The organism is Streptococcus parasanguinis, assembly GCF_000963275.1.
Lineage (GTDB): Bacteria > Bacillota > Bacilli > Lactobacillales > Streptococcaceae > Streptococcus > Streptococcus parasanguinis_B.
This window is the reverse complement of record NZ_JYOW01000001.1, coordinates 379,998-404,404: the sequence shown is the minus strand read 5'-3', so window position 1 is coordinate 404,404 and position 24,407 is coordinate 379,998. Positions and strand designations below refer to the sequence as shown.

The window sequence follows — 24,407 nt, the reverse complement described above, 5'->3', positions numbered from 1 at the left end:
ACTCCCTTCAGTTTTCTACAATTCTTCTTCCAATACCTTATCAATAAAGTCATTGACGTTTTTAGCAACTTTTTGCATTTCTAAGGAACCTAAAGCTCCTAAGTCATTTTCATAAATGAAATCATCAGAATTTTTCTTAATAAAGTAAGCCAAATCTCCCTCCTGTCCAATCATAAAGTAATCTGGCTCTACTTCCTCAATCTGATAAGTTTCATTACGCTCTTTTAGATCCTCCTTGGCATACAAACAGATACCAGTATCTCCAATTTCATAGGGGTCAATCTCTTTCCACTCCGTTAAAAACTGATAGTAGAGATTGGGCAAGACAAATCCAAACTCATCTCTTTTCATAGTTCACCTCCACATATTCACTGAGTATCAACTATATTACTTCAAACTCCAACCACCATCAATGGTCAGGATTTGTCCCTGCATGGCAGAGGCCTTCCCACTGGCCAAAAAGAGACTGATTTCTGCCACTTCCTCTGGCTCAATCCAGCGTTTGATAGGTGTTTCAGTGGCTACCCAATCTGCCAGACCACCTGGTTCAAAGTCAGCAGCGGTCATACCAGTCTTAACTGCACCAGGAGCAATGCCAAAAACTTGAATGCCAGCTTCAGCATAATCCAACGCCAGCTGTTTGGTAAATCCTGCTAGAGCATGCTTGGAGGAAGTATAAGCGTGACCGCCACCTCCTGCTAGGCTAGAAGCAATCGAGCACATATTGATAATGACCCCTTGCTTCTTCTCCAACATTTGAGTCAGATAATGTCGTGTCAGCTCTACCGGAGTCACATAGTTGATCTCAAAGATTTCCTGAATCTCCTGAGCGCTTTGCTCAAGAAGTGGTTTGTAGTCATCCAAAACCCCAGCCGTATTGCACAAAACATCCACCTGAAGGCACCAATCAAAAATAGGTCCCAAGTCGAGCGTTAAATCACGTTGTAAAAAGTAGAAATCACCGTCTAAGGCTGGCTTTTCAGCCTGGTCCACTCCATAAACCTGATAGCCCTTTTCTAGAAAGAGTCGAGCTTGAGCCAAACCAATCCCGGAGCTCACGCCTGTAATCAAGACCCTTTTAGTCATGGACTTCCACCCAATCTGTCGCTAAAACATCACAAGGGGTTGGGCTCCACATGGAGAAACCTTCCCCTTCACCAGAGACGTTGATGAGGAAATAAGGTGTCACTTCCAGAGCCACCCCATTTTGCTCAATGGTATCAAAAAGTTGGACGTAGTTTTCTGCTCCGCCCCAACCGGTTCGTACGTATTTTTTTTTAGCCTTCAAGCCTGGTAAAATCTCTTCAAATGTCATGTTTTTTCTCCTTTGTTATCTATTTAACTTACTCCCTTTATTATACCAAAAAAAGAGCTTCCCCTATACAAAAAGCCAGAGTTCTTCTACTCTAGCTTTCATCTTTTATTGATTTTCTTCTGAATGGCGATAGCCATAACCGAAATAAATTCCGACCCCAATCAAGAGAGCAACTCCGAAGGCCAGCCAGGTCGATAGGGAATACTGGGTCATAAAGGACAGACAGACCACAATCGATAGGATTGGCAAGACCGGAACCAAGGGTGTTTTAAATTCACCTGGTCCAGGTGCCCCGTGTTCCTTGCGCAATTTCAAGAGAGCAAAGGCCAACATAACCAGGTAAGCCAAGGTACAGATATTTAAGAAGGAAGCGATGCTTGCAAGTGGAAAGATTCCACCAGCAATGGATGCCATCGATCCAGCTACTAGTGTTGCATTTTTGGGAATTCTGGTTTTTGGATCGAGCTGTTTCATAGCTTTTGGCAAGAGCCCATCCCGCGCCAAACTGTATATCATCCGTGAAAGGGCAAAGGTCATGGAAATGCAGACGGTAATCAGGGTCAAAATCGCTACCAGCGATACATAATTTCCAGCCCAGCCGGCGCCAACCTGACGAAGGGCAAAGGCAACCGCGTCTTCTACATTTAAGTTCTTAAAAGGAACCATACCGGTCAAAACCAGGGTGACAAAGATATAAAGAACGGTTGTGATCAAGAGACTGAGGACAATGCCGCGAGGGACGTTCTTTTGTGGTTCCTTGATTTCGTCGACCGCCATGGAAATGGACTCAAAACCAAGAAAGGCAAAGAACATGAGCGAAGCACCAGCCATAATCCCTGTCTGACCACCATAGATTTCGCCAAATCCATACGGAGCAAAGTTTGCCCAGTTGCCAGGATTTAGGTGAAAAATCCCGACAAGAATAAACAAGGCAAGAGCGGAAAACTTGAGTAAGACCAGCAGGGAATTAAAGCGTAAAACCGCTTTTGCATTCATAAGAACTAAGGCTGTGACGAGGACCATGACCAAAATAGGCAAGAGATCCACATAAGTTCCCTTAGCTGGATCAAAAGTCCCGTTTAAAGCCGTCGGCAGACTCCAGCCAAGATTGGCCAACAAGCCCTTGAAATACGCGGCCCAACCTGAAGCCACCCCTGATACAGCTGTCATAAATTCCATCACAGTCAACCAACCGGCAATCCAGGCGGGAAACTCTCCAAAGATGGCATAGAGGTAACTATAGGCTCCACCAGTTGAAGGGATGCGAGACGCAAATTCAGCAAAGAAAAGGGCAGATAAGCCGACGCAAAAAGCCGCAATCACAATCGAAATAATGAGGGCTGGACCAGCTAAATTCGCTGCTGCAGTTCCCGTAATCGTGAAGATCCCTGTCCCCACCATGGCACCAATTCCTAAAATAATCAAATCCCACAATCGTAAATGGCGATTTAGACCCGGGTGTACTTGCCCAAGTCCCTTTTTTCGAAATAGATTCATGTATATTCTCCCATCTAATGAGTTTATTCTACCATACTTGGACATGAAAAGGGAGACTCTTTTTCCCCCTTTTCTTTCTATTTATCACTTTCCGTCCTATTCTTTTTCAATGAACGAATCGTAAACCAATAATAAATAACCATCCCAAAGATGATGATCACTGTGGGCAGAAGAACTGTCATACCAAGATTCTGAACTCCTTGTGCCAAAGTCCAGCGATGTAAGAATCCAACCACTAAAAAGGCGACGATAGGAAAGACGAAGGCTCTGCCAAGCTCTTCTTTCCATTGCCAAAGAATGAGAGCTCCACTAGCTCCTGTCATAAGGAGAGTATCCCATGGATTCGGCACTGTCAACCAAGCAAGTGCTGGTAAGAAACGGACCCCCACTATTTCACTGAAAAAATAGACTCCTAGAACCAAAACAATTGCCACATGGATTGCTTTTTTCGACTTTTCTTCTGCAAAAATGAGGCGACGAAGGAGATAGAATAGTAGCCCAATTGCTAGGAGCCCTAAAATACCATCCATTAGATAGACGAGTGGTTTAATAACCAGGACTGCTTGTGAAGCAAAATCACTTAAGAGGCGATAGAAAATCACAATTCCCGAGATGATCGCCCCATACTTCAGAACAGACCGTGTCGATTCTTTGGGCATATTTTCGATGATTTGGTCTGCCATTTCCTTTGGATCGAGACCAAAATAGTCCTTTGCTGTCAAGCCATCCGCTCCTGCTTGCGAAAAATCTAGTGCTAAATTATAGACCTGCTCTCTCAAAGCCTTCTCCTCATATAAGAAACCGGCGAAATTGAAATAATCCCAGAGATCTTGGAAATAAGCTTGGTCCTCCTGGCTAAAGGTTTGAACCAAATCCTGCGTTTCTTCATAATAAATAACTGATGTCATCTTTCTTCCCCCTTTCTTTGGAGACGAAATACAACGAAGGTCAGGACTAGTCCTATGAGAGGAAGTAGCCAGCCTAATAAGTGAGCAGTTTCCTGATTCACAAGACGAATCCAGCATCCCGTAACTAGGAAAGTCAGGCCCATGACTAGTAGACTCGTCATCAAACGCTCCCTGCTTCTATAAGCCATAACCGCAAACCCAAGTAGGACTAGGACAGCAAGAACAACCGCCCAACCATCTGATAAGAAGAGACTCCCAATGTGGCCAAAATAGATCGAAAATAGTCGTACGATGTTCAGAAATACCATCAGGCAGATCACACTGATAAAAATAACCCAAGGCCACTTCATTTCACCATAGCTCTGTTTGGACCATAGCCACGTGATGAACTGGCTAAACACCAAGAAATTGAATAAAATAACAATATAGGTTAAGGGTTCGATTTTCAGTGGCGTCATCCAGGTAAAATCCATTAAATAACGCATGCCAACTAAGATCACTCCAAGTAGGAAGAAGAGTCCCACATAAGATCCTAGAGAGCGTTTAGGCAAGTCTGCGAGAACTTGATCCACCATAGCCCGTGGATCCTTTCCAAAATAATCCACTGCCCGAATGCCTTCTTTCTCAGCAACTTTTAGGTCGCAAACCATATTGTAGAGTTGTTCACCGAGTGCTTCATCATCATAAAAATAGGACTTAGCCCCAATATAAGCGACCATTTTTTTCACATAGGCTTGATCCTCTTTATTTAAATGAATCAATTCATCTGACATTTTTTCTGTATAACTTTCTACCATTCTTCTCCCTCCTTCTTGATACGTTCTACTTTTGTGACTAGCTCCTGCCACTGGTCCCAAAATTCCTCTAAACGCTCTCTTCCAGTACCACTGAGTGAAAAATACTTGCGATCGGGACCATCTGGAGACGGCCTCATTTCCCCATGAATAACCCCTTGTTTTTCTAATTTTTGAAGCAGGGGATAAATGGTCCCAGCGACAATCTTATCAAATCCCATCTCTTTGAGACTTTGGATCAATTCATAGCCATAGATAGCCTTTTTAGAAATAATCTCCAGCACACAGCCCTCCAAGACTCCCTTTAGTAATTGGGACTCCTTCATCCTTCTCACCTCTTTCTTCACATATACACTAGTTTGTTTTACATACTAGTTTATTTACTATCAGTATAATCTTTCTTAACTAGTATGTAAAGCAAAATAGTAACTTTTTTAAAAAAATTTTATTCCTTAAAAATCCTTTAAAATCAAGGCTTTCACTGTATACTGATGTGTAAATATACAAAAAAAGTTCAAAAAACACTTTATTTTATAGATTGATTGGAGTATAATAATTAAAATTATTCAAAAGGAGACACGAATATGAAAAAATCGAAGCTTGCTCTTTTAGCAGGTGTCGCCGCGGCTTCAACGCTTTTCCTTGCTGCATGTGGCTCATCTTCTAATGCGTCAAAAGGGACTACATACAACTACGTGTATGGTACAGACCCTGATTCCTTGAACTATTTGACTTCAAATCGTTCAACTACAAGCGACATTACTACCAACTTGGTCGATGGTTTATTTGAAAACGACCAATACGGTAACCTAGTGCCTGCTCTTGCTGAGGACTGGTCTGTTTCAAAAGACGGTCTGACTTATACCTACAAGCTTCGAAAAGACGCGAAGTGGTATGATTCAGAAGGAAATGAATACGCTGACGTCACTGCAAAAGATTTCGTGACATCTCTAAAATACGTAGCAGATAAAAAATCGGATGCTCTTTACTTGGTTCAAAACTCAGTCAAAGGCTTGGATGACTATGTAAACGGGAAAACCAAAGACTTCTCAACTGTTGGGGTAAAAGCTGTTGATGATCACACTCTTCAATACACTTTGAACCAACCTGAATCTTTCTGGAATTCTAAATTGACCACTGCTACCATGATGCCAGTTAATGAAAAATTCTTGGAATCAGCTGGGAAAGACTTTGGTAGCGTGAAACCAAATGGTATCCTCTACAATGGTCCATACATTTTGAAATCCTTCACTTCAAAATCACAAATCGAGTTGGATAAAAACCCTGATTACTACGACAAGAAAAATGTTCACATCGATACGGTTAAATTGACTTACTTCGATGGATCTGACCAAGACTATCTTGCTCGTAACTTCTCAGATGGGAACCTATCTACTGCTCGTCTCTTCCCAACAAGCTCAACTTACAGTACGATTGAGAAGAAATTCAAGGATAACATCGTTTATACCCCACAAGATTCTACTGTTTACTACGCTTACTTCAACGTCAACCGTCAAAATTACGGCCATACCAAGAAGACATCTGATGAGCAAAAGAACAACACGAAGACAGCCCTTCAAAACAAAAACTTCCGTCAAGCTTTGAACTTTGCTTTAGACAGAACTTCCTACAGCGCTCAAGTTAACGGGAAAGATGGAGCATCAAAAACTCTACGTACCCTTCTAGTTCCACCGACATTTGTGCAAGCAGACGGGAAAGACTTCGGTACTCTCGTTGAAGAAAAACTTGCCGCAACAGGAGATGAGTGGAAAGGTGTTAGCTTCGCAGATGCTCAAGATAGCTTGCATAATGCGGATAAAGCCAAAGCGGAACTTGAAAAAGCGAAGGCTGAATTGCAATCACAAGGTGTTCAATTCCCAATCCATATCGACTATGTCGTAGACCAATCTTCTAATGCTCTTGTCCAACAAGCAGACTCTATGAAGAGCTCAATCGAAGCAGCTCTTGGTAAAGACAATGTCGTGATCGATGTACAAAAATTGTCTACAGACGATGCAGATAACGCTACTTACTTTGCCCAATCACCAGAGCAAAAAGACTTTGATATGGATATCACTGGTTGGGGACCTGACTTCCAAGACCCATCTACTTACTTGGATATCTTGAACCCAACAGATGGTTCAACCTTGACTGGTATGGGACTTGATCCTAAGAAAGACCAAGCGCTCATCGAAAAAATTGGTTTGAACCAATACAAAGAACTGTTGGATGCTGCCAATGCTGAAAAATTGGATACCAATGCACGTTATGAAAAATACGCTGCTGCCCAAGCTTGGTTGACAGAAAACGCCATTGTTCTTCCAATCTACTCTAAGGGTGGAGTTCCATCTATCACGAAGGTGACGCCATTCTCAGCAGCAAATTCTGCAATTGGTATTAAAGGTGAAACAACCTTCTTCAAATACCAAAAACTTCAAGATAAGACAGTTACAACTGCCGAACATGAAAAAGCTTATAAGAATTGGTTGAAGGAAAAAGAAGAATCAAACAAAAAAGCGCAAGAAGAACTTGCAAAACACGTGAAATAATCGCGATAAAAAACACCGAGGATATAATCCTCGGTGTTTTTGGTTAAGGATAAAACTATCTTTGAAACTTTCCTTAGGTGAGTACGGACGTTAGCGAACTTCTCCGAAGTTCCATAACTTAGTTTTGAACCTAAAGTTTCAAAACTCCCGAATGCTAGAAATACTTTATTTCTAGCACTTTTCTAACGGCGGAAAGTTTCGGTATTTGTTTAAATAAGCTTAATAAATTAGATTATTATAATTCTTTCCGCAACACTTGGCTTGTCCTATGTAAAAAACAGTTTGTCTATTTATTGGATTTTTCATTTCTCAATCTTTTATAGACTCAGCGCTACCTCACGACAATCTTCCGATAACTTCTAGAAGTCAGAAGAAAGACGAGGATATAAGAGATGAAAAAGACAGCGCAGATGTAAAGAGTTGTTTGAAGGACCAAGCCCGCATTGGTTGCTCCTAAGATAGCAACGATTTTTGCGATCATCTTGTAGGCTACTCCTAGGTAGAGGAAGGAGAAGAATAATGGAAGGAAAAAGACGGTGAGTATCTGTTTGCGTATGGTGGTGCCGGTTTGCTTTTGGTCCAATCCTACTTGTTGCAAGATCACAAAATTTTCCCGGTCCTCATAGCCTTCTGAAATCTGTTTGTAGTAAATGACGAGAACCGTAGCCAATAGAAAGATCACAGATAGGAAAACACCAATAAAGAGGATTGTCCCTGCTGATTCACGCCAATCTTTCTCTATACTGTATCGATCAACCCCACCAAACAAAGTCGCACCATATTGACTCATTTTGTCTGTCGAATAAAGCTCTTTGGCCATTCCAGCTATAAAATCTTGGTTTTCTTTATTTTTAGCACTAATAGAGAATTCCAAATTTTTATCAATTTTTAATCCCAGTTGGTTCAAGTCAGGGAGGACAAGATACAAGCCCATTTGGTGTTGAAACAGGTCGGCTTGAGGGAGTTTCCCTTGGATAAAATTGGAGTCTAGTTTTTGCTTAATCGCGAAGCTCTTTCCATTGATTTCTAATTGCGAGTCTAGTCTTCCAGGATACTGATACCCATAGGCTAGGATTTCATTTTCCCCAAGCTCAACTTTTTGACCCGTCAGTTGCTCATAAGTTGCCTGATCAAAAAAGTAGACTACTCCTTCTGTCTTCAATTCCTGACCAGTTTCTTGATCGGACTGGTCATAAACCTCTAAGACCTTTCCATCAATCTTTCGAATTTCAGCCGACCAGTATGTTGTCTGATTCACTTGATAATCTGATAGATGTGTCGCATCGGCCACTTTCTTAATTTGGGCTTGAACATCCTCAATAACCGGTTCTGTTTCAGCATCTGAAGGCATATGCCCCACACTAATCATGTAATCAGAAGGGTAAACAGTATCTAGGTAATTCTGCCCTCCAATAAAGAGATTCAGCGACCCGGTTAAGGTGACCAAGACCATGGTGGAAAGAATACTAATGGTCGCAAGGCCCGCTGCATTTTTTCGCATCCGAGCTATTAAGTTGGAGACGGATATAAAATTCTCCGGCTTGTAATAGTAGGATTTCCGACCTTTGAGCATTCTTAAGAAGGTAATGGATCCTGCGTTGAATAAGAGATAAGTCGCTAGAATGACCAAAATGACAGCAATAAAGAATCCTTGAACCGCTGCAACCGGACGCTCTGCGGTTAGCGCCAGATAAAAAGCAATTCCTAAGAGCCCTAGTCCTAAAAGAGTTTGGACTAACAAGAAGCGTCCCTTCTTCTCTCCTGCCTTTTTCTGTTGCATGAGGTTTAGGGAACTGTAGCGCAAGAGGCGGATAGAATTCAGCAAAAGAATGAGGCCAAAAGCAATAGCTAATCCTAACAAAGTCTTAAACACAGCCCCTATCTGGAAGGTTGATTGAATGACGACTGGAAGCCCCATACATTTTAAGAGGAGGGCAAAAATCAAGCGATCAAACAAGAGTCCCAAGCCCAGTCCCGCGCCAACCGTGAGGATATAGAAGAAAAGCAATTCCCATAAGGTCATGACGAGGAGATGCTTCTTCTCCATCCCCAAAACACTGTACAAGCCCAGTTCTTTGGAACGATTTTTCATGACATAGCCATTGGCATAAGCCACCAAAATGATGACGACCAGCTGGACAACGAAACTGCCAAAACCAAGAACCGATCTTGCCGTTCGTCCTCCGTAGGAAGCCTCTAAATGAGGGGTCGTTGCCAGGGCGATAAAGCTATAGAGGATCATAGTCGTTAAAATGACAGCTATAGCAAAAGGGTAATAGAGCTTGCGATTTTGTTTGAGGTTGGAAAAGGCTAATTTACTCGATAATTTAAACATCGCTATCCTCCTTACCCGCCATAACCGTCAAGGTATCTGAGATTTCTTGGAACATCTGACGCTCCGTCTTTTCCCCGCGGAAGATCTGGTTGTAAAGAATCCCGTCCTTGATAAAGAGCACGCGCTTGGCCCTCGCTGCGGCAGCGGTCGAATGGGTCACCATGAGAATGGTTTGGCCCATACTATTGATATCTTCAAAGACATCGAGCAAGGCAGCCGATGACTTGGAATCCAGCGCCCCTGTTGGCTCATCCGCCAGGAGGATTTCAGGTGAAGTAATGATGGCACGCGCTACGGCTACCCTTTGCTTTTGCCCACCAGAGATTTCGTAAGGGTATTTCTCAAGAAGCTGGTGAATACCCAACTCCCGACTGACGCTATCCACCTTGCTCATCATTTCCTTGACGGGCCTGCGAGAAAGGACCAAAGGTAAGAGGATATTGTCCTTGACAGACAAGGTATCCAGCAGGTTGAAGTCTTGAAAGACAAAGCCTAGTTTTTCCCGACGGAAGCTAGAGGCATCCTTGTTCTTGATAGTTGAAGTATCGGTACCGTTGAGGTAGACCCGTCCTTCGGTCGGCTGGTCCAGCATGGCTAAGATATTGAGGAGGGTCGATTTCCCGGATCCTGATTCCCCCATGATGGCGACGTATTCACCCTTTTCCACAGTGAAGTGAATATCCTTTAAGGCTTCAACCTGGGTTCCTTGGAAGCGCGTTTTGTAGATTTTTTTGATGTGTTGAACGTCTAGTAGGGTCATGGTCCGTTCCTTTCTAGCTCGATAGAGCTTCAATCCATTTTTACAAATCTATTGTACTAAAACTGAAACGCTTTCACCATAACATAACCTTACATTTTCCCCTTTATTTCTTACATTTTTGTAAGAAAGCAAAAAAACAGGCTAGAGCTTGAGGCCCTAACCTATCTTTATTTATGAATTATTCATCATCTGAAGATGAAGAAATATATGGTGAAATTGCTTGATAAGCAGTTTCAAGAGCTTGTTCCATTGCATCACGAGAAGATTTCAATTGTTGTACAAAAATAGTACGCCCTTGTTCAGGAACAACTGTATCATCTGAACCACCAGTTGAAAGTGCTGAATCAAATTGAGTTTTTGATTCGTCCAGTGTCTTGAGAGCTGGCTCTACTTGTTTTGTATAAGTAGCTCTCTGTGCTTCTGGAATTTGTTGGCCGATATCGTGTGCATTTTTTTTATAGTTATCCACTAATTTGCTATAAAGGGATTTCATATCACCAATTGTTTTGGCATTGTCAATTTCTTCATCAGTCAACAAGACAACTTCTGGAATTTCAACTGAAGTTTTTGATGATTTAGATGAGCTTTTTGATTTGCTAGTTGAAGTAGATGATTTTTCTACTTTGCTAGAAGATGCCTTCGCTTCTTTGTTAGAAGATTCTGAAGCAGTTTTACCTGAACATGCTGCCAATGTTGCAACTGACAAGAGAGCCACACCGGCTGTAAGAAGTTTTTTCATATTTTTTCTCCTATAAATAAAGAATGAATATATTTTAAATGATTTTCCTTTGCTTGTCAAATATTTTCCGTTTCCAAATACATTTACACCACTAATTATCACTAGTTTTTAACATATTTTCTATCCTAAAAAATATTGTTTGTTTTGTATTTTTATTCATACATTGAAGAAACAAAACCAGAAAAACAGTCGTTTTCTGATTTATTCTTCTTTTTATTGATGAAGCAGTTGCGTAAATTCTTCTTGAAGTTCCTTGTTGTCTGTTGGTTTTAGATACATCTTTCCACCATTGGTCGTTGGCGAATGAAAGACGATGGCTTCTCCCGTATCCGTAATGGCAAAGAAATAACTATGCACATCTGGATACTTGTCCCAATTGCTATAGCGTTCTACAATGCGGTATTTTGCATTTCCTTGGCCAGTATCTGTATAAATAGCATCCATCTTGCTATTGTCCCCTAGAGTATAGAGGTTGTCTGGTCCTACATCACCGCCAGCAATGCCTTTTTGGTAGTTGGGTTGCCCCATCTTTTCGCCCCAGGTCTTCATAAATTCTGCTAATTTTGCTGATTTTTCAGCATTCCATGGCGTTTTCTCCTGGCTTAGGGTATCGCCTCCTGATGGTGTGCTTTCAAAGGTTTGCCAGTCAAAACTCTTGAGATCCAGTTTATCCTCATCAGATTTTCCAAAGAGGGCATTCAGGTCTGAACCAGGTACTTGGACTTCTTCTTCCTGGACTTTTGTCGCGGCTTGAGGTGTCTTTTCTATTCGTGAAAGCACGGCTACACCACGGCCAGTTCCCGACAACCAGCTGACTTCTAAGACATCTCCTCCCTTATAGAGGGTTGTCGCATTGCGCGCTCCTCCGTGTCCAGCGACGAAACCTTCTGCAAGCAAGGTCGGCTTTTGGTCCTTGAGGTAGTAGACTCCTGTCGCAAAGTAGCTCCCATCGGTTTGCTGGTTAGCGATGATCATCTCATCTACCCCATCGCTATTTAAGTCCTTAAATGCATAGCGAACAATTGCTGGCTGATTGATGACAGTCTCGATCACCCAGCTATTGATCATCCGATCTTCTTTGGCTAATTCATCATTCAATTTGGAAATGGCATCCAAATCTTTTGAAGTGGCAAAAATCTTTTGGTAGTCTGAAAAAACAGACTGGTATAATTGTTTGTTGTCTGCTTTTTTCGCTTGTTTCTTTGCTGAAGTCTGGCTCGTTGCAACCTCTTTTTTAGGACTGGACTGCCGCTGGTATCTCTGGTAACATCCTGTTAACAAGACCATACTCGAAGCCGCTAATCCCAACTGCATCCAATGTTTTCTTTTCATCTGATCTCCTTTAGTCTCCCATGTTTTCATACTGATCTTTATTATACTAAAAAAAGTGGGAGGAAGGAATCCCTTCTTCACACTTAGTTTTCTTTATTTGGTTTGGTTCTACGATCCATTTGACTTTCAATATGCTCTTTCACCAAGGCAACCACCTCATCATTGGTTGGAAGGTCCGAGTGCTGGGCATCTTCCCCCGTCACCGTAATCTCCGTATAGCTAGCTGCTTGGTTTTGGTAGATATATTTCCCAGCAGAAACACTGGCATCTGGGACTAACTCATCGGAATCATAGGTGATGGTTCCTGCTACTGAATACATATGAAGCGTATTGGGGATGGCTTTTTTTCCCTTGATAAAATCGGCCAACATCTCAGATTTATTTTGAATATTGGTTTCCGTGAAATTATAGGGAGTTCCGATGGTCATGAGGGTCTTTAGATCCACATCATAATCTTCTAGATAATTTTCGATAAAGGCTGTATAAATCAAGCCCCCGTTAGAATGACCCAAGCCCTTGAAATTATTAAAATTGTATTTTTCTTGAAGGGCTTCAAAGGCTTGATTGAATAGTTTAGCCTGCTTTTTAATATTGCTATAGCCATCTTTGTTGTTTTCAAAACCAACCACAATCACTGGTTCATTGTCCTTGGCATCAATACTACCGCTATAGGTGATATTCCCATCATTCCATACCTTGAGCAGGCTGTGTTTGGTCCCGCGTCGATCTTGGTTTAGTTTGGTTACCAAACCATCAAATCGATTCTCTGTCGCTGAACTTCCCGGAATCATAATGATAGGAGATAATTTTGAATTGTAGAATTTCTCGATTCTTGAAACATTGGTCCGAGTCCAGCTATAAGAAGGAATGGCTAAAGCTATCAAGAAAAGACTGACCAAAGTAAGGACGATCGCTGTTTTTTTAGATGGCTTCATCGCTTTCTCCTTTCACTTTTAAATCTTTTCGGATACGATTTCCCATGCGGACAAATGGTAGATAAAGGAGCACATCGACGGCAAAACAAAGTATACTGACAGCTAAGGCTCTCAGACTTCCTCCTGTTCCAATAAAAGCATAGAGAAGGCTAGGAGTCCCATCTGGCACCGGATAGACGGCTGCTGGCATCAGTTTGAGGCACAAAGCTAGAGCTGCTATCGCCATATTCACCAAAGGGATCAACAAGAAAGGAATCACATAAAGCAGGTTGAGAAGGACCGGTATCCCTACCATGAAAGACGCCCCGTTGTTAAAGAGACTTGGAAACAGACTGAGGAGACTGACTTTCTTGTCCTTTTGACTTCGTGAAACCAATAAGATTGCAACCAAAAGCGCTAGGACAGCGCCGACACCAGCCACCAGACCAAAACTGCTGTACAAATTGGTCAAGGTATAGAGATGAGGAATGCCTGTCGTTGTATGATGGGTCACAGCGTAGGTGAGATTTTCCAAAGCAAAGTTATCCTCCGCAATTGAGTTCAAGGCAAAGGCTTGACTATTTCCAAACCAAGCAGATAGCCCACTAAATAGTCCCATGACAAAGGTGGACAAAAGATAATGACTGCTTACCGTGAGAGAAGCCAAGAACTGTCGGATAGTCTGAAAAATATTAAATTGGTTCCCAAGAACCAAAAGAAGATTGAGGCTGACCCCTAGAACTAAGGACAAGAAAATGGGACGCACCGTCTTGGGCTGATAGATGAAATCCTTGTCCACAATCTGGTCGTCACTAGCCTTGGATAGACGAAAGATTTGCCCGATTAGATAGCCTAAAAAAATCGCTAAGACGATATTGGTCGTCGCAGGTAAGTTGATACGCGTCAGTTGCCCGTCATGGAGGGGGCCCACCAACAATTCCTGGGACCCTACAATCAAGCTGACCAAAAGAGCGGTGACACCTGCTGTCCCTGTACTTCTACCGTAGTGCCCATCTGTGTATTTTCCAGCGAAGTAGGTCGCTAAAGGGCCTGCTAGCCCTCCTAGAAAGTCGGAAATATTACCGAGGACCTGGCTGATGGCCTGATCCCATGGCAACCAGCTATCCATCGAAAAGAGCTGATGGATATAGCCTCGATCGGAGAAGACCGATAGAGCGATCACCCGAATGATTCCTGAAAATAGAAAAAAAGGAAATAAGGAAACAAGGGTTTTCTGGGAAATTTGAATCAAACTTTTTTCTCGTAACCAGAAAAACTTCTGGACTAAATACTTGGTCAAGGGGCCTCCTGTTCGAGTTGATTGACTTATTCACGTTTACTGCTTTCTTCTTATTATATCATACTGGCGATCCTTACCTTTCGTTTGGAGAGACGTCATCAGTTGAGAATGCTGTTAATATTTTCAAAACTGTTCAAAAACTCTTTGACAGGGGTCTTCATTTCCTCTATACTATTTGTTAGCTAATAAAACGATGGATCAGGTTGCCGTAGGTCCCACTATGCTACCTGACGGAAAATCAGATCGTTACCATATTTTTTATACCATAGTCCATGTCTATAGGAAGATTTAGGAGGAATCAGACACCGATGTCACAAGAAAAAATTTCAGCCAAGGTCCTGTATGCTATTTTTGCAACAGGGATCCTTTCCTTTTGCGGGGTGGCTGGAGAAACTGCCATGAATATCACCTTCCCAATATTGATGAAGGAATTTGAGATCAATACCGCAACCGTCCAGTGGGTCACCACCATCTATCTTCTAGTGGTTGCCTGTGTAGTCCCCTTATCTGCCTACCTCAAGCGCTCTTTTAAAATGAAGTCCATCTTTTTAGTTGGAAATCTCCTATCTGTTTTAGGTGTTCTCATTGACTTCTTAGCTCCAAGTTTTGGCTTTGTGGTTTTGGGTCGATTGGTCCAAGGAATGGGGGTTGGTTTTGCCCTTCCTCTGATGTTTAATATCATTTTAGAGCAGGTCCCAAAACGCAAGATCGGTCTCATGATGGGAGTGGGGACCCTGATTACAGCTATCGCTCCCGCCATTGGGCCTACTGTCGGTGGTCTCTTGACAGCTAACTTTGGCTGGCGTTCCATCTTCTTGGTTCAATTCCCGATCCTTCTAGCTTCGCTAGTTGCAGGGCTTCGTTCCATTGAACAAATCAGTAAAGTCAAACGAGAAACCCTTGATATCATGAGCCTTATCGCTATTATTGCTTCATTTTTAGGCTTGATTTTAGGCATTCACGGTCTTTCTGATCATGCTTTCTTTAGTTTTTCTGTCCTTGGTTGGCTGGTGATTGGGTTTTTGGGACTGGTTCTCTTAGTCTGGCGGTCCAATCAGTTGGAGACTCCCATTATCAACCTTGCCATCTTAAAGAACCATCTCCTCACTGGCCATGTTCTTGCCTTTTTCACTTTCCAATTAGGTTCTCTGGCCATGAGTTTCCTCTTGCCCAATTATGTCCAATTGGTCAACCACTCGAGTACCACACTTGCAGCCTTGATGCTACTTCCAGGAGCCATCATTGGAGCAGGTTTTGCTCCCTTCTCTGGTCTCATTCTAGATAAGTTGGGCGCCCGTAAACCGATTCTCCTTGGAGCTGTTTTAATCCTTCTGGCCCATTTCCACTTCACTCTTTTTGCCCTGAAGCTGACAAATGGCTTGATTCTTATCTTTTACATGATCTTCATGACCGGTATGGGACTGGCCTTCGGCAATATTATGACCAACGGACAAAAACAACTCTCTCTGGAAGAGCAACCCGATGCGAACGCGATCTTTAACACTCTGCAACAATTTGCAGGCGCTGTCGGAACAACCCTGGCTTCCTTGATCGTTGCCATGAGCCAAGCTAATCAAAAGATGGACTTCACCCAAGCCACTGCTAAAGGAAGTCGCAACGGTTTTATGGTCCTATTTGCCTTAGGCATCTTCCAACTCCTTCTCTTATTTTGGGTTGTTGGGAAAGAACAAGATACGAATTAATTTTTCTCATCAGAAAGGAGCTGGGAATAAACTGTCCAGCCTTCGATCTTTGATAGAAATAACTGTATGACGCAGTGGTTGATTGACATCTTTGTTCGCTTAATTAAGCTCCAAAGAAGACCTAATCAACTTTGCGGGGGTGGGAAAACGAACTCCTCTAAATTAGTTGGAGTTCTTTCCCACTCCCTTTTTATTATCCTTTTCTGACCCGTGTGACAATGCCATCAGGATCTTCAAAGGTAAGACCACTTCCGCTAAATAAACCTTGCTAGAATAGGCGTATGCCCTATTCTTTCTTTTTTGCTTGCAATGTCAAAGATTATAACTTAAATTTCATTAAATTGTCGAACTTTTATCATTTGAGTTAAAATCCTTGCTTTCTTTTTGTATTTTATTTATAATCATTCTAAATAAGACAAAGGAGATATTGTATGACTGAAATAAAACATGGAGTAGATGAATCATTTAACGACCGATTGAATATCTTGAGAGCCGCTGTTCTCGGGGCCAATGATGGGATTATTTCTATTGCTGGGGTGGTGATCGGGGTGGCCAGTGCCACACCAAACATCTGGATCATTTTCCTATCTGGCTTGTCTGCGATTCTGGCAGGTGCCTTTTCGATGGCGGGCGGTGAATATGTCTCTGTTTCCACACAAAAAGACACGGAAGAAGCCGCTGTTAACCGTGAACAAGCCTTGTTGGATCGCGATCCAAAGTTAGCGAGAGAATCTCTCTACCACGCTTATCTTCAAAATGGAGAATGCGAAACTTCCGCAAAGATTTTGACAGAACGGGCATTTCTGAAACATCCTCTCAAAGCCCTGGTTGAAGAGAAATATGGTATCGAATACGAGGAGTTTACCAATCCTTGGCATGCTGCTGCCTCTAGCTTCCTTGCTTTTTCTGTTGGTTCCCTTCCTCCAATGCTCTCTATTATTCTCTTTCCAACTGCCTATCGCATTCCGGTGACGGTCTTCGTTGTTGGACTATCCTTAATCTTCACTGGCTATACCAGTGCGAAACTGGGAAAAGCACCAACCAAGCAAGCCATGCTTCGCAATCTCATCATTGGCCTTCTCACCATGGGTGTGACATACTTCTTCGGACAACTCTTTAGTATCTAAAAAGCTGAGACTTCTGTCTCAGCTTTTCTTATGCTTCTAATAAGGCTTGTGCTTGTTTTTCCAATCCTGCGACTGCTTCATCTGTCAAGACCAATTCACCTGTTTCCCAAGCTTCTGGGTTAACGGTTGTTCCAGTAAACTCTCCAACCACTTGAGTCCGAACGAAAGGCAAGAGCGCTTGGTATGCCGCAAACATTGGTTCGTGTCCAGCATTGGCAACTGAAGAAACCGTTACGATCTTGTCTTGAAGGGCAGATGGACCACGAGTTTCTGACAGGTCAAGGGCACGGCTAAGCCAGTCGATCAGGTTTTTCACTACACCTGGAATAGCAAAGTTATAGACTGGCGAGAAGATCCAGATGGCATCCGCAGCAAGAACCGCATCACGCGCTGCTTGCACTGCTGGTAAGGTTGGCGTTTCCAAATCTTGGTTCATCATTGGGATGTCTTTGTAGTCCAAGTAAGTCACTGTTGCTTTTCCTTCAAGAAGGCTTTCTGCTTTCTTAGCCATTTGATGGTTGAAAGATCCTTGACGAAGGGATCCGACGATAAATAAAATGTTTTTCATAGTTGCTTTCTCTTTCTGTTGTAAGAACATTTGTTATATTAACTATTATACATATCCTAGATGTAATGTCAAGAATTACAACTTGGATTTACTAAGCTTTATTAAATTCACTAAGCAAGGGCTAAGACAATTGAGAGGCTAGGACTTTTGTCCCAGCCTCCTCTCTTTTATGCATGCTCCAGTCCTTTTTTTGTGTTTTCCTTGATAGTTTCGGCTGAATGGAGCAATTTTTCTTTTTCTTCTTCTGTCAAATGCAAGTCCAATCGTTCAATAATTCCTTTTCTACCTACAATCGCCGGGTAGCCAAGATAGGTTCCATATTCTGGACGATAGTTAGACACTGGCATTTCCTCGTGGCTATCATTGATCACAGCTTCTGCTAAACGTTGGGCTGCTGCTGCAATCCCAAAATTGGTATAGAATTTACCAAAGAAAACTGTGTGGCCACCGCGCAAGGACTCGTAGTTGATGGCGTCAAGCTCTTCTTGAGAGAAGAGATCGGTAATGGCGTGTCCTTTGACACGGACCTGACTCCAAGCGACAAATTGAGAATTTCCATGCTCACCGAGGTTGTAACCTGATACACTAGCAGGTGAAACCTGCAAACGATCAGCGACTGCACGCTTCATCCGAGCTGTATCCAGCAAGGTCCCTGTCCCAATCACCTGCTCTTTTGGAAGGCCGGTATATTGTTGATAGAGTTGAGTGACGGCATCGACCGGATTGGTCACTACCAATAAGACCCCACTAAAGCCAGAAGCCTTCAAATCACGCGCTACTTGCACCACTTGCTTGCTGGTAAAGGGAAGCTCCGCAAAACGGTCATCAGTGTTATTAGCCTGCAACTCGATATTTCCAAGAGTCGACACCACGACATCCGCATCTTCTAAAGCTGCGTAATCATTGACCGTGATATGAACTGGATACCCCGTATTGGCAACCGTATCACAGAAATCCAAGGCATCTGCCTTGACCTTTTTCTCATTGGTATCAATCAAGACCAAGTGATCACAGGTGTGTTTCAAAATCATGCTGTGGGCCAAGGTGGCACCCACATGCCCCAAACCAATAATACCAATTTTTCTTGTCATCAGAATCCTCTTTTCTAGTATCGATCACACTGTTGGTGAGGATAGCTCTTTGTTGACTCTATTCTACCACAATTCTAGAAAGGCGGATTGAAAAAATGGGAAAATTTTCAAGTTTTTTCAAAAAATAAAAGAGGCACTGCCTCCATTAACGACTCAGGAAAGAAGAGTCTCAATTTCTTCAATGGTTAAGCCCGTCATCTCCGATATCAGATCAGGTTTCATTCCTCGTGAGATCATCTCGCATACCAACTGTTTACGACCTTGTACTAAACCTTCTTCACGCGCTTCGTCTATAGCCGTCTCCAGGGTCATATCATAATTTTCTTGAATACGAATCCGCTCGTCTATCATGGTCTTCTCCTCCTTGGTCCAGCTAGATGAATCTAATAATGAATCTGCGTGAGTAACGGCCTGACTGGGAGCTTTTGTAAAGGGAAGATTCCCAAAAAACTCCAACCACTGTCTGCCTGCATCTGTCAGGTTCTCATCTTTATTATACTTGTCTAGCTCTAAAAAGGCAACCTGCAGAAGATTTTGGTGCTTGCCATTTTTATAATAGGCCTTGAGTTGCTTGCCAGATCGGCTATTGGTCAACCAGTATTTGTTGATGGCGGCCTCTTCGTCCAGTAAGAGCGACTTCTCCAAAATCGCAATCCCATAGACGGGCTCCATCTGCTCGTACATCTTATGTGTCTGACCTTGCTGGCGCAGTTTTTGCACATTTTCCACCAGCTGATTGGCCAAATAGTAATGGAACCGATTCAAGAAATACTGCTGCTTGCGAATCTGGATCTCGATAATCACCTCAGTCCCGTCGTGGAGCTTAGCTCTCACATCCACCGCAGTGGAGAATAAGTCATCCTCCTCATAGGCCATGCTGTGGGGCTGGCTTCCTTCCACAATCTGAGCATCCGCTACATCCAGCTCTAAAATGTCCCGAATAAATGCTGCCGTCACCTCCGGCAAACTAAAAATTTTCTTGGCCATGATATCCAAGGTCGGCGATACATGCGCATGTCTTTTTTGCATCCCTGCTCCTTTTCGATAAAAAATAGAGGGAAGGTCCCTCTACTTCTATCATTCGAAAAAAATTTGGGAAATAGGAAGCATCTTATTTTGTCGCATTTTTTAAAGCTTGTTGAAGTTCTTCATCAACCGCATAGACGTATAGCCCGTTAACTCCACGGGTTAACAAAACATTTAACTCATTTCGTAATAATGTTTCTCCGTAATTAATCATTTCACCTGATTCAAGTTTTCTGTTTTGAACAGCACTTTTATTTTTGCTTTCACTTATATCAAAAATAATTTTCCCGTCTCTATATTTGACAGATGGGCCAATGATAACTCCCACATAATTTAGATCAAATCCCTGAACGGTAAATGTTGAGCCAATTTCATGAATCGTTTGAGACTGCTCTATCCAGGATAAATGTTTAGATTCTTTTTCTTTTGCAAGTTGTCTGTTCCACGGACAAGACCAGTCTCCGATACGGACACACCAATAGTCAGAATCCTTCGGTTTTGATTGACTACTATATTCCCAATCATAGGTTGCTGTTAAGCGTGAAATCCCTAAACTCTGATTATCATTTTTTTCCATGATTGCACTTTGAAGTTCCTCAGGAGAATCAAAAACTCTAATATCATAATCATTATCAATTGGAACCTCATTTACAACTCCAGCATCAATCAGGTTTCTTATCCACTCAACTGTTTCTTTAGTTGCATGGATACGCATTTGGTTATGTAGCGTAATGAGATTTCCTTTTAAATTGGCTTCATGTTCCAATTTCAAGAAAGCATCATCTGTCCATATTTGGGATTTATTCATGATCTGATTTTCATCATAAACTAACACGACCACTTTAGATTTAGCGAGCAAATCATTTAAATGATTCCCGCCTAAATAGGCTTGATTTTTTGCAGTCAATAACAAGTGACCTTCATCAACCACTACAATTCCAGCATCAGTTTTTTCTTTTTTCAGAGCATTTAAAAATTGAGTTGGTTTCATCACAACATTAATATTTGATCCACTCTTCCATTCCAATTTTTTCTCAATTTCTTGGTAAACACTGAGTTGATCATCATGATTCACAACCAAATTGATATCATTGTTCTCGCGAATCATCTGAGTATCTTCAGAATTCAACAAATCATCGATGAGGGAACTCATCAAAACCGTTTTCCCTGCACCAGCATCACCCTTTACTAAAATTAGAACTCCTGTTTCATTTTTACTAATGACAGATGTAATTTTGAGCAATATTTCATTTTTTGCCTTCACTTGTTCATCTGTTAACTTGTGAAACGGAGAGGATTTAAATATCGCTGAATTTCGAATAAAACTTTCTGCTGGGAATAAATAATGGTTTTTCCGATTTAGGGTTCTCCATATCTTTGAGAAAATCTCATCTAACTCTTCGGAAGTATAATATTGATTTTGAGGATTTCCTCTTCTATTCTGAACCCTTTCAACTTGGTCAACACTTGATAAGTAAAGCATTAACCTATTCTCAATATCCAAGGTCAAAGATTTATTGAAATGGTTATGCCCAATAACAAACATTTTAGAGGTTTTAGATTGTTCAAATTGCCGCCAGTCTTCTCTATCCTTCTTTATATCATCTGACAAATGCTGATTTGTTCTACGAATGATATCTGTTGTTTCTCCGACATAAACACTATACTTGTTTTTATTCTCATCGTTTACGATATATACAGTTGGATAATCAAAGATAAGCTTAGAATGTTTCGGAGCAATCGTTTCTTTTAATTGATCAAATGTTCGATTTGAATAATCGATTTCTATAACTACGGGTGATTGAATATTGCTCATTTTTTCTCCAAGTCCGTATATTTTTTATTATTTCCCTTGCTTAATTCTACAGGATATTTTTTTGCATTTATATCAATTTTCTCTTTTATAATTTCTTCTACATCCAGATTCAAATTATCTGCTAACATGAAAGAATACATAAAAACATCCGCAAGTTCTTCTTTGATTTCTTTTAATGACTTTTCAACTACTTCCTCTGATTGTTTCCACTGAAATAGTTCCAACAATTCGCTCGCTTCTAGTGAAATCGAAATAGCCAGGTCTTTTTCATTATGAAACTTTCTCCAGTCGCGTTCATCTCTAAATTGATTAATTAAATCGATTAATTCTTTCATCCCTCTATCCTTTTCCTGTACATAATCTCCTATTATTATAGCATGTTTGGGAAAGAAATTAACGCTTTCAAAGCATTTTGTTGCTTTTTGGCGCAAAAAAACGAACCTGGTTTGGTCCGTTTTTTCTTAGTCTAATTGAATCCCTTTTTCTGCTAGGTTATCCAGGCATTCTTGGAGGTAAGTGTCCTGATGCTCGGGATAGATAGGGGTGCTCAAGGCTTCTTCTTCCAGCTCTGGGTATGCTGGGCAGGTCTTGCCTCGGTAGGTCGGCTCCCACCAATCTGGGCTGACCTTGTAGCCACGAGCGGTCATCTCCTCCATGATCAGGCGGTGATAGGCATAGAGGCGATAGGGCGAGTAGTCAAAGACATAGTTGACCGTCGCGTGCTTCTTGCCCCAGCCATTGCCTCGAAGGGCGCAGCATTCCCGGTGTTGACCCAGAAGCTGGGGGCGAGGGAGTTTGGGAATCAAATCTTGGTGCCACAGTCTCATCTATTGACCTCCTAGTAGAGTGGAGTCTTGCAAGTAGCGATTAGGGTAGCGCTCTAGGAGCGTCTGGATCCCTTTGATGAGATCCTCCTGGCTAGCTTGCCCATGCTGGTATTTCTCAAGTAGCAACATAAAGTCTGCCTTTTCCTCAGCAGTCGCCTGCTTTTTGAAATAGCCCCAGATATGCTGGAAGGCATTGGAGACCTGACCACGATTTTCCGGCAAGGCTAGCGCTTGCTGGATCAGGTCCTCGACGTGGCTGACCTCCACCTGGTCTTGCTTGAGGTATTCCCGGATCTCCTTGTAGATATTGCTGGAATGGCTCAGCACCAGGTACTTATTTTTCGCCCATAGGACTTGGCAGTGATGTTTTTGATCCACTCGTGTCTCCTTTTGATTCTCTCTATCAATAGTCCTCCCATTATACCATGGAAATGAGTGAAGTTATAAAAAAGAGGCTGGGACAAAAGTCCTAGCCTCTCATTATTTTTGGATTGTCGAGCAAGACGCAGTGGTTGAGTGGGCTCTACTACGCTGATTTCATCAGCTTTTACACCCCTACTCAACTGTGCGGAGGTGGGACGACGAAATCGAATTCTAACGAATTACCAATTTCTGTCCCACTCTCTCTTTCATTGATTACAAGGCTGTAATGGCTGTGATCAAACCAAAGATGATCCCTGGTGCATTGGCTGCAGCAAGTGGAATATCGCGTTCTTTTTTGAAGAGCCCGTAGTAAACCCAAAGGCTACAGTTGATGGCTGCAACAAGGGGTTGAATAAAGTTTCCTTTGTGACCTGCGAGGTTATCCATGATTTGTGGGAAGTAAGACACATACATCATCACAGACATAAAGGTCGCAACCCAACCAAGAATTTTCATTTGTTTTTCATTCATTCTGAAACTACCATTTCCTTTTCTTTTTTTAAAGTATGCACTATTCTACCTTTTGTCCTTTACAAATTCAAGTCTTTTTTTCAAATGTTACCGAACTGTAAAGTGTCACAATCTTGTGATTTTGCAGGAAGATGGATTTCTTTTCGAGAGAGTCTTCTCTCTAGTTGCCATTTTTTGACACATTGTCTAATTTTGTGTGAATGTAATCATTTTCATCTTGAATAGCATGCAAATTAATTGCATTATCTTCCTACTTATGCTATATTGATACACAGAGGTAAAATTTTATGAATAAACAAAAAATCAACCAAATCGTTGGCTCGATCGGTGCCTTTATTGGGATTATCGTTTTCATTGCCTACATCCCACAAATTATTGCTAATTTACAGGGAAATAAGGCCCAACCTTTCCAACCCTTGTCAGCTGCTATTTCTTGCTTGATCTGGGTCATTTATGGTTGGACAAAGGAACCTAAAAAAGACTGGATTTTGATCATTCCGAATTCGGCAGGTGTCATCCTAGGGGGATTGACTTTCCTTACATCACTTTAATAGAAAGTGAACAAAGACTGAACTCTACGGGTTCAGTCTTTTTTGTGTATCCCTTTGAAAAACAAAAACAATCGCAGTCGGTTTTCGTACAAAAAAGCCCGCTATGAGCAAGCTAAAAAAATTGACAATTCTTTTCTTTGAATAACCTATGCTGGATTATTGTGCAAAAATATCCAAATAATATCTGATTATTATTAGAGTATATTGAAACTTTCCGCTGTGAGAAAAGTGCCTGAAATAATTATGTTTCAGGCACTCGGAATTATTGAGACCTTAGGCTCAATAATTAGTCATGGAACTTCTTCGAAGTTCGCTGACGTCCGTACTCACCTAAGGAAAGTTTCTAATTTAATTTGAGTTT

Annotated in this window: 25 protein-coding genes; 4 read left to right on the top strand and 21 right to left on the bottom strand. The window is 41.9% G+C overall.

Going from position 1 to position 24,407, the window contains the following annotated elements; translation table 11 throughout:
• Positions 1-15 precede the first annotated feature (15 nt).
• From TZ97_RS02060 to TZ97_RS02030, 7 genes are all read right to left on the bottom strand, one after another.
• Complete coding sequence (locus TZ97_RS02060) at positions 16-351, bottom strand: hypothetical protein (protein ID WP_045759210.1); 336 nt, start codon at positions 349-351, stop codon at positions 16-18.
• A 36-nt stretch (positions 352-387) separates the two neighbouring features.
• Positions 388-1,086, bottom strand: coding sequence for a 3-oxoacyl-ACP reductase (locus tag TZ97_RS02055; protein WP_045759209.1), 699 nt, complete (start codon positions 1,084-1,086; stop codon positions 388-390).
• Positions 1,079-1,315 carry a DUF2829 domain-containing protein gene (locus tag TZ97_RS02050; protein ID WP_000141913.1) on the bottom strand — a complete coding sequence of 79 codons (237 nt, stop codon included), beginning with the start codon at positions 1,313-1,315 and terminating at the stop codon, positions 1,079-1,081. Before TZ97_RS02050 ends, TZ97_RS02055 begins: the two co-directional genes overlap by 8 nt.
• A gap of 105 nt (positions 1,316-1,420) precedes the next feature.
• Complete coding sequence (locus tag TZ97_RS02045) at positions 1,421-2,812, bottom strand: APC family permease (protein ID WP_045759208.1); 1,392 nt, start codon at positions 2,810-2,812, stop codon at positions 1,421-1,423.
• Positions 2,813-2,889: 77 nt separating this feature from the next.
• A complete protein-coding gene (locus tag TZ97_RS02040) occupies positions 2,890-3,720 on the bottom strand; it encodes a hypothetical protein (protein WP_045759207.1) in 831 nt (276 codons plus the stop codon).
• On the bottom strand, positions 3,717-4,517 hold the full coding sequence (locus TZ97_RS02035; RefSeq protein WP_045759206.1) for a hypothetical protein: 801 nt from the start codon (positions 4,515-4,517) through the stop codon (positions 3,717-3,719). The genes TZ97_RS02040 and TZ97_RS02035 overlap by 4 nt, the downstream gene beginning before the upstream one ends.
• On the bottom strand, positions 4,511-4,840 hold the full coding sequence (locus TZ97_RS02030; protein ID WP_045759205.1) for a PadR family transcriptional regulator: 330 nt from the start codon (positions 4,838-4,840) through the stop codon (positions 4,511-4,513). The genes TZ97_RS02035 and TZ97_RS02030 overlap by 7 nt, the downstream gene beginning before the upstream one ends.
• 258 nt (positions 4,841-5,098) lie before the next feature.
• On the opposite strand from TZ97_RS02030, the gene TZ97_RS02025 reads away from it, so the two are divergent.
• Positions 5,099-7,063, top strand: coding sequence for a peptide ABC transporter substrate-binding protein (locus TZ97_RS02025; protein WP_045759204.1), 1,965 nt, complete (start codon positions 5,099-5,101; stop codon positions 7,061-7,063).
• Positions 7,064-7,394: 331 nt separating this feature from the next.
• Here TZ97_RS02025 and TZ97_RS02020 read toward each other — a convergent pair whose 3' ends face one another.
• From TZ97_RS02020 to TZ97_RS01995, 6 genes are all read right to left on the bottom strand, one after another.
• Positions 7,395-9,398 (bottom strand): FtsX-like permease family protein, encoded by a 2,004-nt coding sequence (locus TZ97_RS02020; RefSeq protein ID WP_045759203.1) that lies wholly within the window; start codon positions 9,396-9,398, stop codon positions 7,395-7,397.
• On the bottom strand, positions 9,391-10,158 hold the full coding sequence (locus tag TZ97_RS02015) for an ABC transporter ATP-binding protein (protein WP_014713035.1): 768 nt from the start codon (positions 10,156-10,158) through the stop codon (positions 9,391-9,393). Before TZ97_RS02015 ends, TZ97_RS02020 begins: the two co-directional genes overlap by 8 nt.
• A 178-nt stretch (positions 10,159-10,336) precedes the next feature.
• Complete coding sequence (locus tag TZ97_RS02010; RefSeq protein ID WP_045759202.1) at positions 10,337-10,897, bottom strand: hypothetical protein; 561 nt, start codon at positions 10,895-10,897, stop codon at positions 10,337-10,339.
• 213 nt (positions 10,898-11,110) lie between these two features.
• A complete protein-coding gene (locus TZ97_RS02005) occupies positions 11,111-12,229 on the bottom strand; it encodes a DUF4767 domain-containing protein (protein ID WP_045759201.1) in 1,119 nt (372 codons plus the stop codon).
• An 83-nt stretch (positions 12,230-12,312) separates the two neighbouring features.
• Entirely contained in the window at positions 12,313-13,164 is an 852-nt protein-coding gene (locus TZ97_RS02000; RefSeq protein ID WP_045759200.1) for an alpha/beta hydrolase, read from the bottom strand.
• On the bottom strand, positions 13,151-14,443 hold the full coding sequence (locus tag TZ97_RS01995) for a PTS transporter subunit EIIC (protein ID WP_045759199.1): 1,293 nt from the start codon (positions 14,441-14,443) through the stop codon (positions 13,151-13,153). Before TZ97_RS01995 ends, TZ97_RS02000 begins: the two co-directional genes overlap by 14 nt.
• Positions 14,444-14,751: 308 nt before the next feature.
• Here TZ97_RS01995 and TZ97_RS01990 point away from each other — a divergent pair, with 308 nt between their 5' ends.
• Positions 14,752-16,146, top strand: coding sequence for an MFS transporter (locus TZ97_RS01990; RefSeq protein WP_045759198.1), 1,395 nt, complete (start codon positions 14,752-14,754; stop codon positions 16,144-16,146).
• 431 nt (positions 16,147-16,577) lie between these two features.
• On the top strand, positions 16,578-17,273 hold the full coding sequence (locus tag TZ97_RS01985) for a VIT1/CCC1 transporter family protein (RefSeq protein WP_045759197.1): 696 nt from the start codon (positions 16,578-16,580) through the stop codon (positions 17,271-17,273).
• Between the two features lie 28 nt (positions 17,274-17,301).
• On the opposite strand, the gene TZ97_RS01980 is transcribed toward TZ97_RS01985, so the two are convergent.
• The 8 genes from TZ97_RS01980 to TZ97_RS01945 form a co-directional block, all read right to left on the bottom strand.
• Entirely contained in the window at positions 17,302-17,841 is a 540-nt protein-coding gene (locus tag TZ97_RS01980; protein ID WP_045759196.1) for an NADPH-dependent FMN reductase, read from the bottom strand.
• Positions 17,842-18,008: 167 nt separating this feature from the next.
• Positions 18,009-18,932, bottom strand: a complete 924-nt coding sequence (locus TZ97_RS01975) for an L-lactate dehydrogenase (protein ID WP_045759195.1) — start codon at positions 18,930-18,932, stop codon at positions 18,009-18,011.
• A 153-nt stretch (positions 18,933-19,085) separates the two neighbouring features.
• Positions 19,086-19,961, bottom strand: a complete 876-nt coding sequence (locus TZ97_RS01970; protein WP_045759194.1) for an Rpn family recombination-promoting nuclease/putative transposase — start codon at positions 19,959-19,961, stop codon at positions 19,086-19,088.
• Between the two features lie 82 nt (positions 19,962-20,043).
• The gene (locus tag TZ97_RS01965; RefSeq protein WP_045759193.1) at positions 20,044-21,774 is read right to left on the bottom strand and encodes a DUF2075 domain-containing protein; all 1,731 of its coding nucleotides are present in this window, start codon (positions 21,772-21,774) and stop codon (positions 20,044-20,046) included.
• Positions 21,771-22,109, bottom strand: coding sequence for a nucleotide pyrophosphohydrolase (locus TZ97_RS01960; RefSeq protein ID WP_003006111.1), 339 nt, complete (start codon positions 22,107-22,109; stop codon positions 21,771-21,773). Before TZ97_RS01960 ends, TZ97_RS01965 begins: the two co-directional genes overlap by 4 nt.
• 126 nt (positions 22,110-22,235) lie before the next feature.
• Positions 22,236-22,601: a TIGR02328 family protein gene (locus TZ97_RS01955; RefSeq protein ID WP_045759192.1), complete on the bottom strand. Its 366-nt coding sequence runs from the start codon at positions 22,599-22,601 to the stop codon at positions 22,236-22,238.
• Positions 22,602-22,979 carry a YbgA family protein gene (locus tag TZ97_RS01950; protein ID WP_045759191.1) on the bottom strand — a complete coding sequence of 126 codons (378 nt, stop codon included), beginning with the start codon at positions 22,977-22,979 and terminating at the stop codon, positions 22,602-22,604. It abuts the gene before it with no gap.
• A gap of 258 nt (positions 22,980-23,237) precedes the next feature.
• On the bottom strand, positions 23,238-23,495 hold the full coding sequence (locus TZ97_RS01945; RefSeq protein ID WP_003011864.1) for a SemiSWEET family transporter: 258 nt from the start codon (positions 23,493-23,495) through the stop codon (positions 23,238-23,240).
• A gap of 287 nt (positions 23,496-23,782) precedes the next feature.
• Here TZ97_RS01945 and TZ97_RS01940 point away from each other — a divergent pair, with 287 nt between their 5' ends.
• The gene (locus tag TZ97_RS01940) at positions 23,783-24,046 is read left to right on the top strand and encodes a SemiSWEET family transporter (protein WP_003012241.1); all 264 of its coding nucleotides are present in this window, start codon (positions 23,783-23,785) and stop codon (positions 24,044-24,046) included.
• Positions 24,047-24,407 lie beyond the last annotated feature (361 nt).

What these genes read in the sequence shown, in the direction of transcription:
- TZ97_RS02060 (WP_045759210.1), bottom strand. Translation starts at nt 351, where the DNA reads ATGAAAAGAGATGAGTTTGGATTTGTCTTGCCCAATCTCTACTATCAG.
- TZ97_RS02055 (WP_045759209.1), bottom strand. Translation starts at nt 1,086, where the DNA reads ATGACTAAAAGGGTCTTGATTACAGGCGTGAGCTCCGGGATTGGTTTG.
- TZ97_RS02050 (WP_000141913.1), bottom strand. Translation starts at nt 1,315, where the DNA reads ATGACATTTGAAGAGATTTTACCAGGCTTGAAGGCTAAAAAAAAATAC.
- TZ97_RS02045 (WP_045759208.1), bottom strand. Translation starts at nt 2,812, where the DNA reads ATGAATCTATTTCGAAAAAAGGGACTTGGGCAAGTACACCCGGGTCTA.
- TZ97_RS02040 (WP_045759207.1), bottom strand. Translation starts at nt 3,720, where the DNA reads ATGACATCAGTTATTTATTATGAAGAAACGCAGGATTTGGTTCAAACC.
- TZ97_RS02035 (WP_045759206.1), bottom strand. Translation starts at nt 4,517, where the DNA reads ATGGTAGAAAGTTATACAGAAAAAATGTCAGATGAATTGATTCATTTA.
- TZ97_RS02030 (WP_045759205.1), bottom strand. Translation starts at nt 4,840, where the DNA reads ATGAAGGAGTCCCAATTACTAAAGGGAGTCTTGGAGGGCTGTGTGCTG.
- TZ97_RS02025 (WP_045759204.1), top strand. Translation starts at nt 5,099, where the DNA reads ATGAAAAAATCGAAGCTTGCTCTTTTAGCAGGTGTCGCCGCGGCTTCA.
- TZ97_RS02020 (WP_045759203.1), bottom strand. Translation starts at nt 9,398, where the DNA reads ATGTTTAAATTATCGAGTAAATTAGCCTTTTCCAACCTCAAACAAAAT.
- TZ97_RS02015 (WP_014713035.1), bottom strand. Translation starts at nt 10,158, where the DNA reads ATGACCCTACTAGACGTTCAACACATCAAAAAAATCTACAAAACGCGC.
- TZ97_RS02010 (WP_045759202.1), bottom strand. Translation starts at nt 10,897, where the DNA reads ATGAAAAAACTTCTTACAGCCGGTGTGGCTCTCTTGTCAGTTGCAACA.
- TZ97_RS02005 (WP_045759201.1), bottom strand. Translation starts at nt 12,229, where the DNA reads ATGAAAAGAAAACATTGGATGCAGTTGGGATTAGCGGCTTCGAGTATG.
- TZ97_RS02000 (WP_045759200.1), bottom strand. Translation starts at nt 13,164, where the DNA reads ATGAAGCCATCTAAAAAAACAGCGATCGTCCTTACTTTGGTCAGTCTT.
- TZ97_RS01990 (WP_045759198.1), top strand. Translation starts at nt 14,752, where the DNA reads ATGTCACAAGAAAAAATTTCAGCCAAGGTCCTGTATGCTATTTTTGCA.
- TZ97_RS01985 (WP_045759197.1), top strand. Translation starts at nt 16,578, where the DNA reads ATGACTGAAATAAAACATGGAGTAGATGAATCATTTAACGACCGATTG.
- TZ97_RS01980 (WP_045759196.1), bottom strand. Translation starts at nt 17,841, where the DNA reads ATGAAAAACATTTTATTTATCGTCGGATCCCTTCGTCAAGGATCTTTC.
- TZ97_RS01975 (WP_045759195.1), bottom strand. Translation starts at nt 18,932, where the DNA reads ATGACAAGAAAAATTGGTATTATTGGTTTGGGGCATGTGGGTGCCACC.
- TZ97_RS01970 (WP_045759194.1), bottom strand. Translation starts at nt 19,961, where the DNA reads ATGCAAAAAAGACATGCGCATGTATCGCCGACCTTGGATATCATGGCC.
- TZ97_RS01965 (WP_045759193.1), bottom strand. Translation starts at nt 21,774, where the DNA reads ATGAGCAATATTCAATCACCCGTAGTTATAGAAATCGATTATTCAAAT.
- TZ97_RS01960 (WP_003006111.1), bottom strand. Translation starts at nt 22,109, where the DNA reads ATGAAAGAATTAATCGATTTAATTAATCAATTTAGAGATGAACGCGAC.
- TZ97_RS01955 (WP_045759192.1), bottom strand. Translation starts at nt 22,601, where the DNA reads ATGAGACTGTGGCACCAAGATTTGATTCCCAAACTCCCTCGCCCCCAG.
- TZ97_RS01945 (WP_003011864.1), bottom strand. Translation starts at nt 23,495, where the DNA reads ATGAATGAAAAACAAATGAAAATTCTTGGTTGGGTTGCGACCTTTATG.
- TZ97_RS01940 (WP_003012241.1), top strand. Translation starts at nt 23,783, where the DNA reads ATGAATAAACAAAAAATCAACCAAATCGTTGGCTCGATCGGTGCCTTT.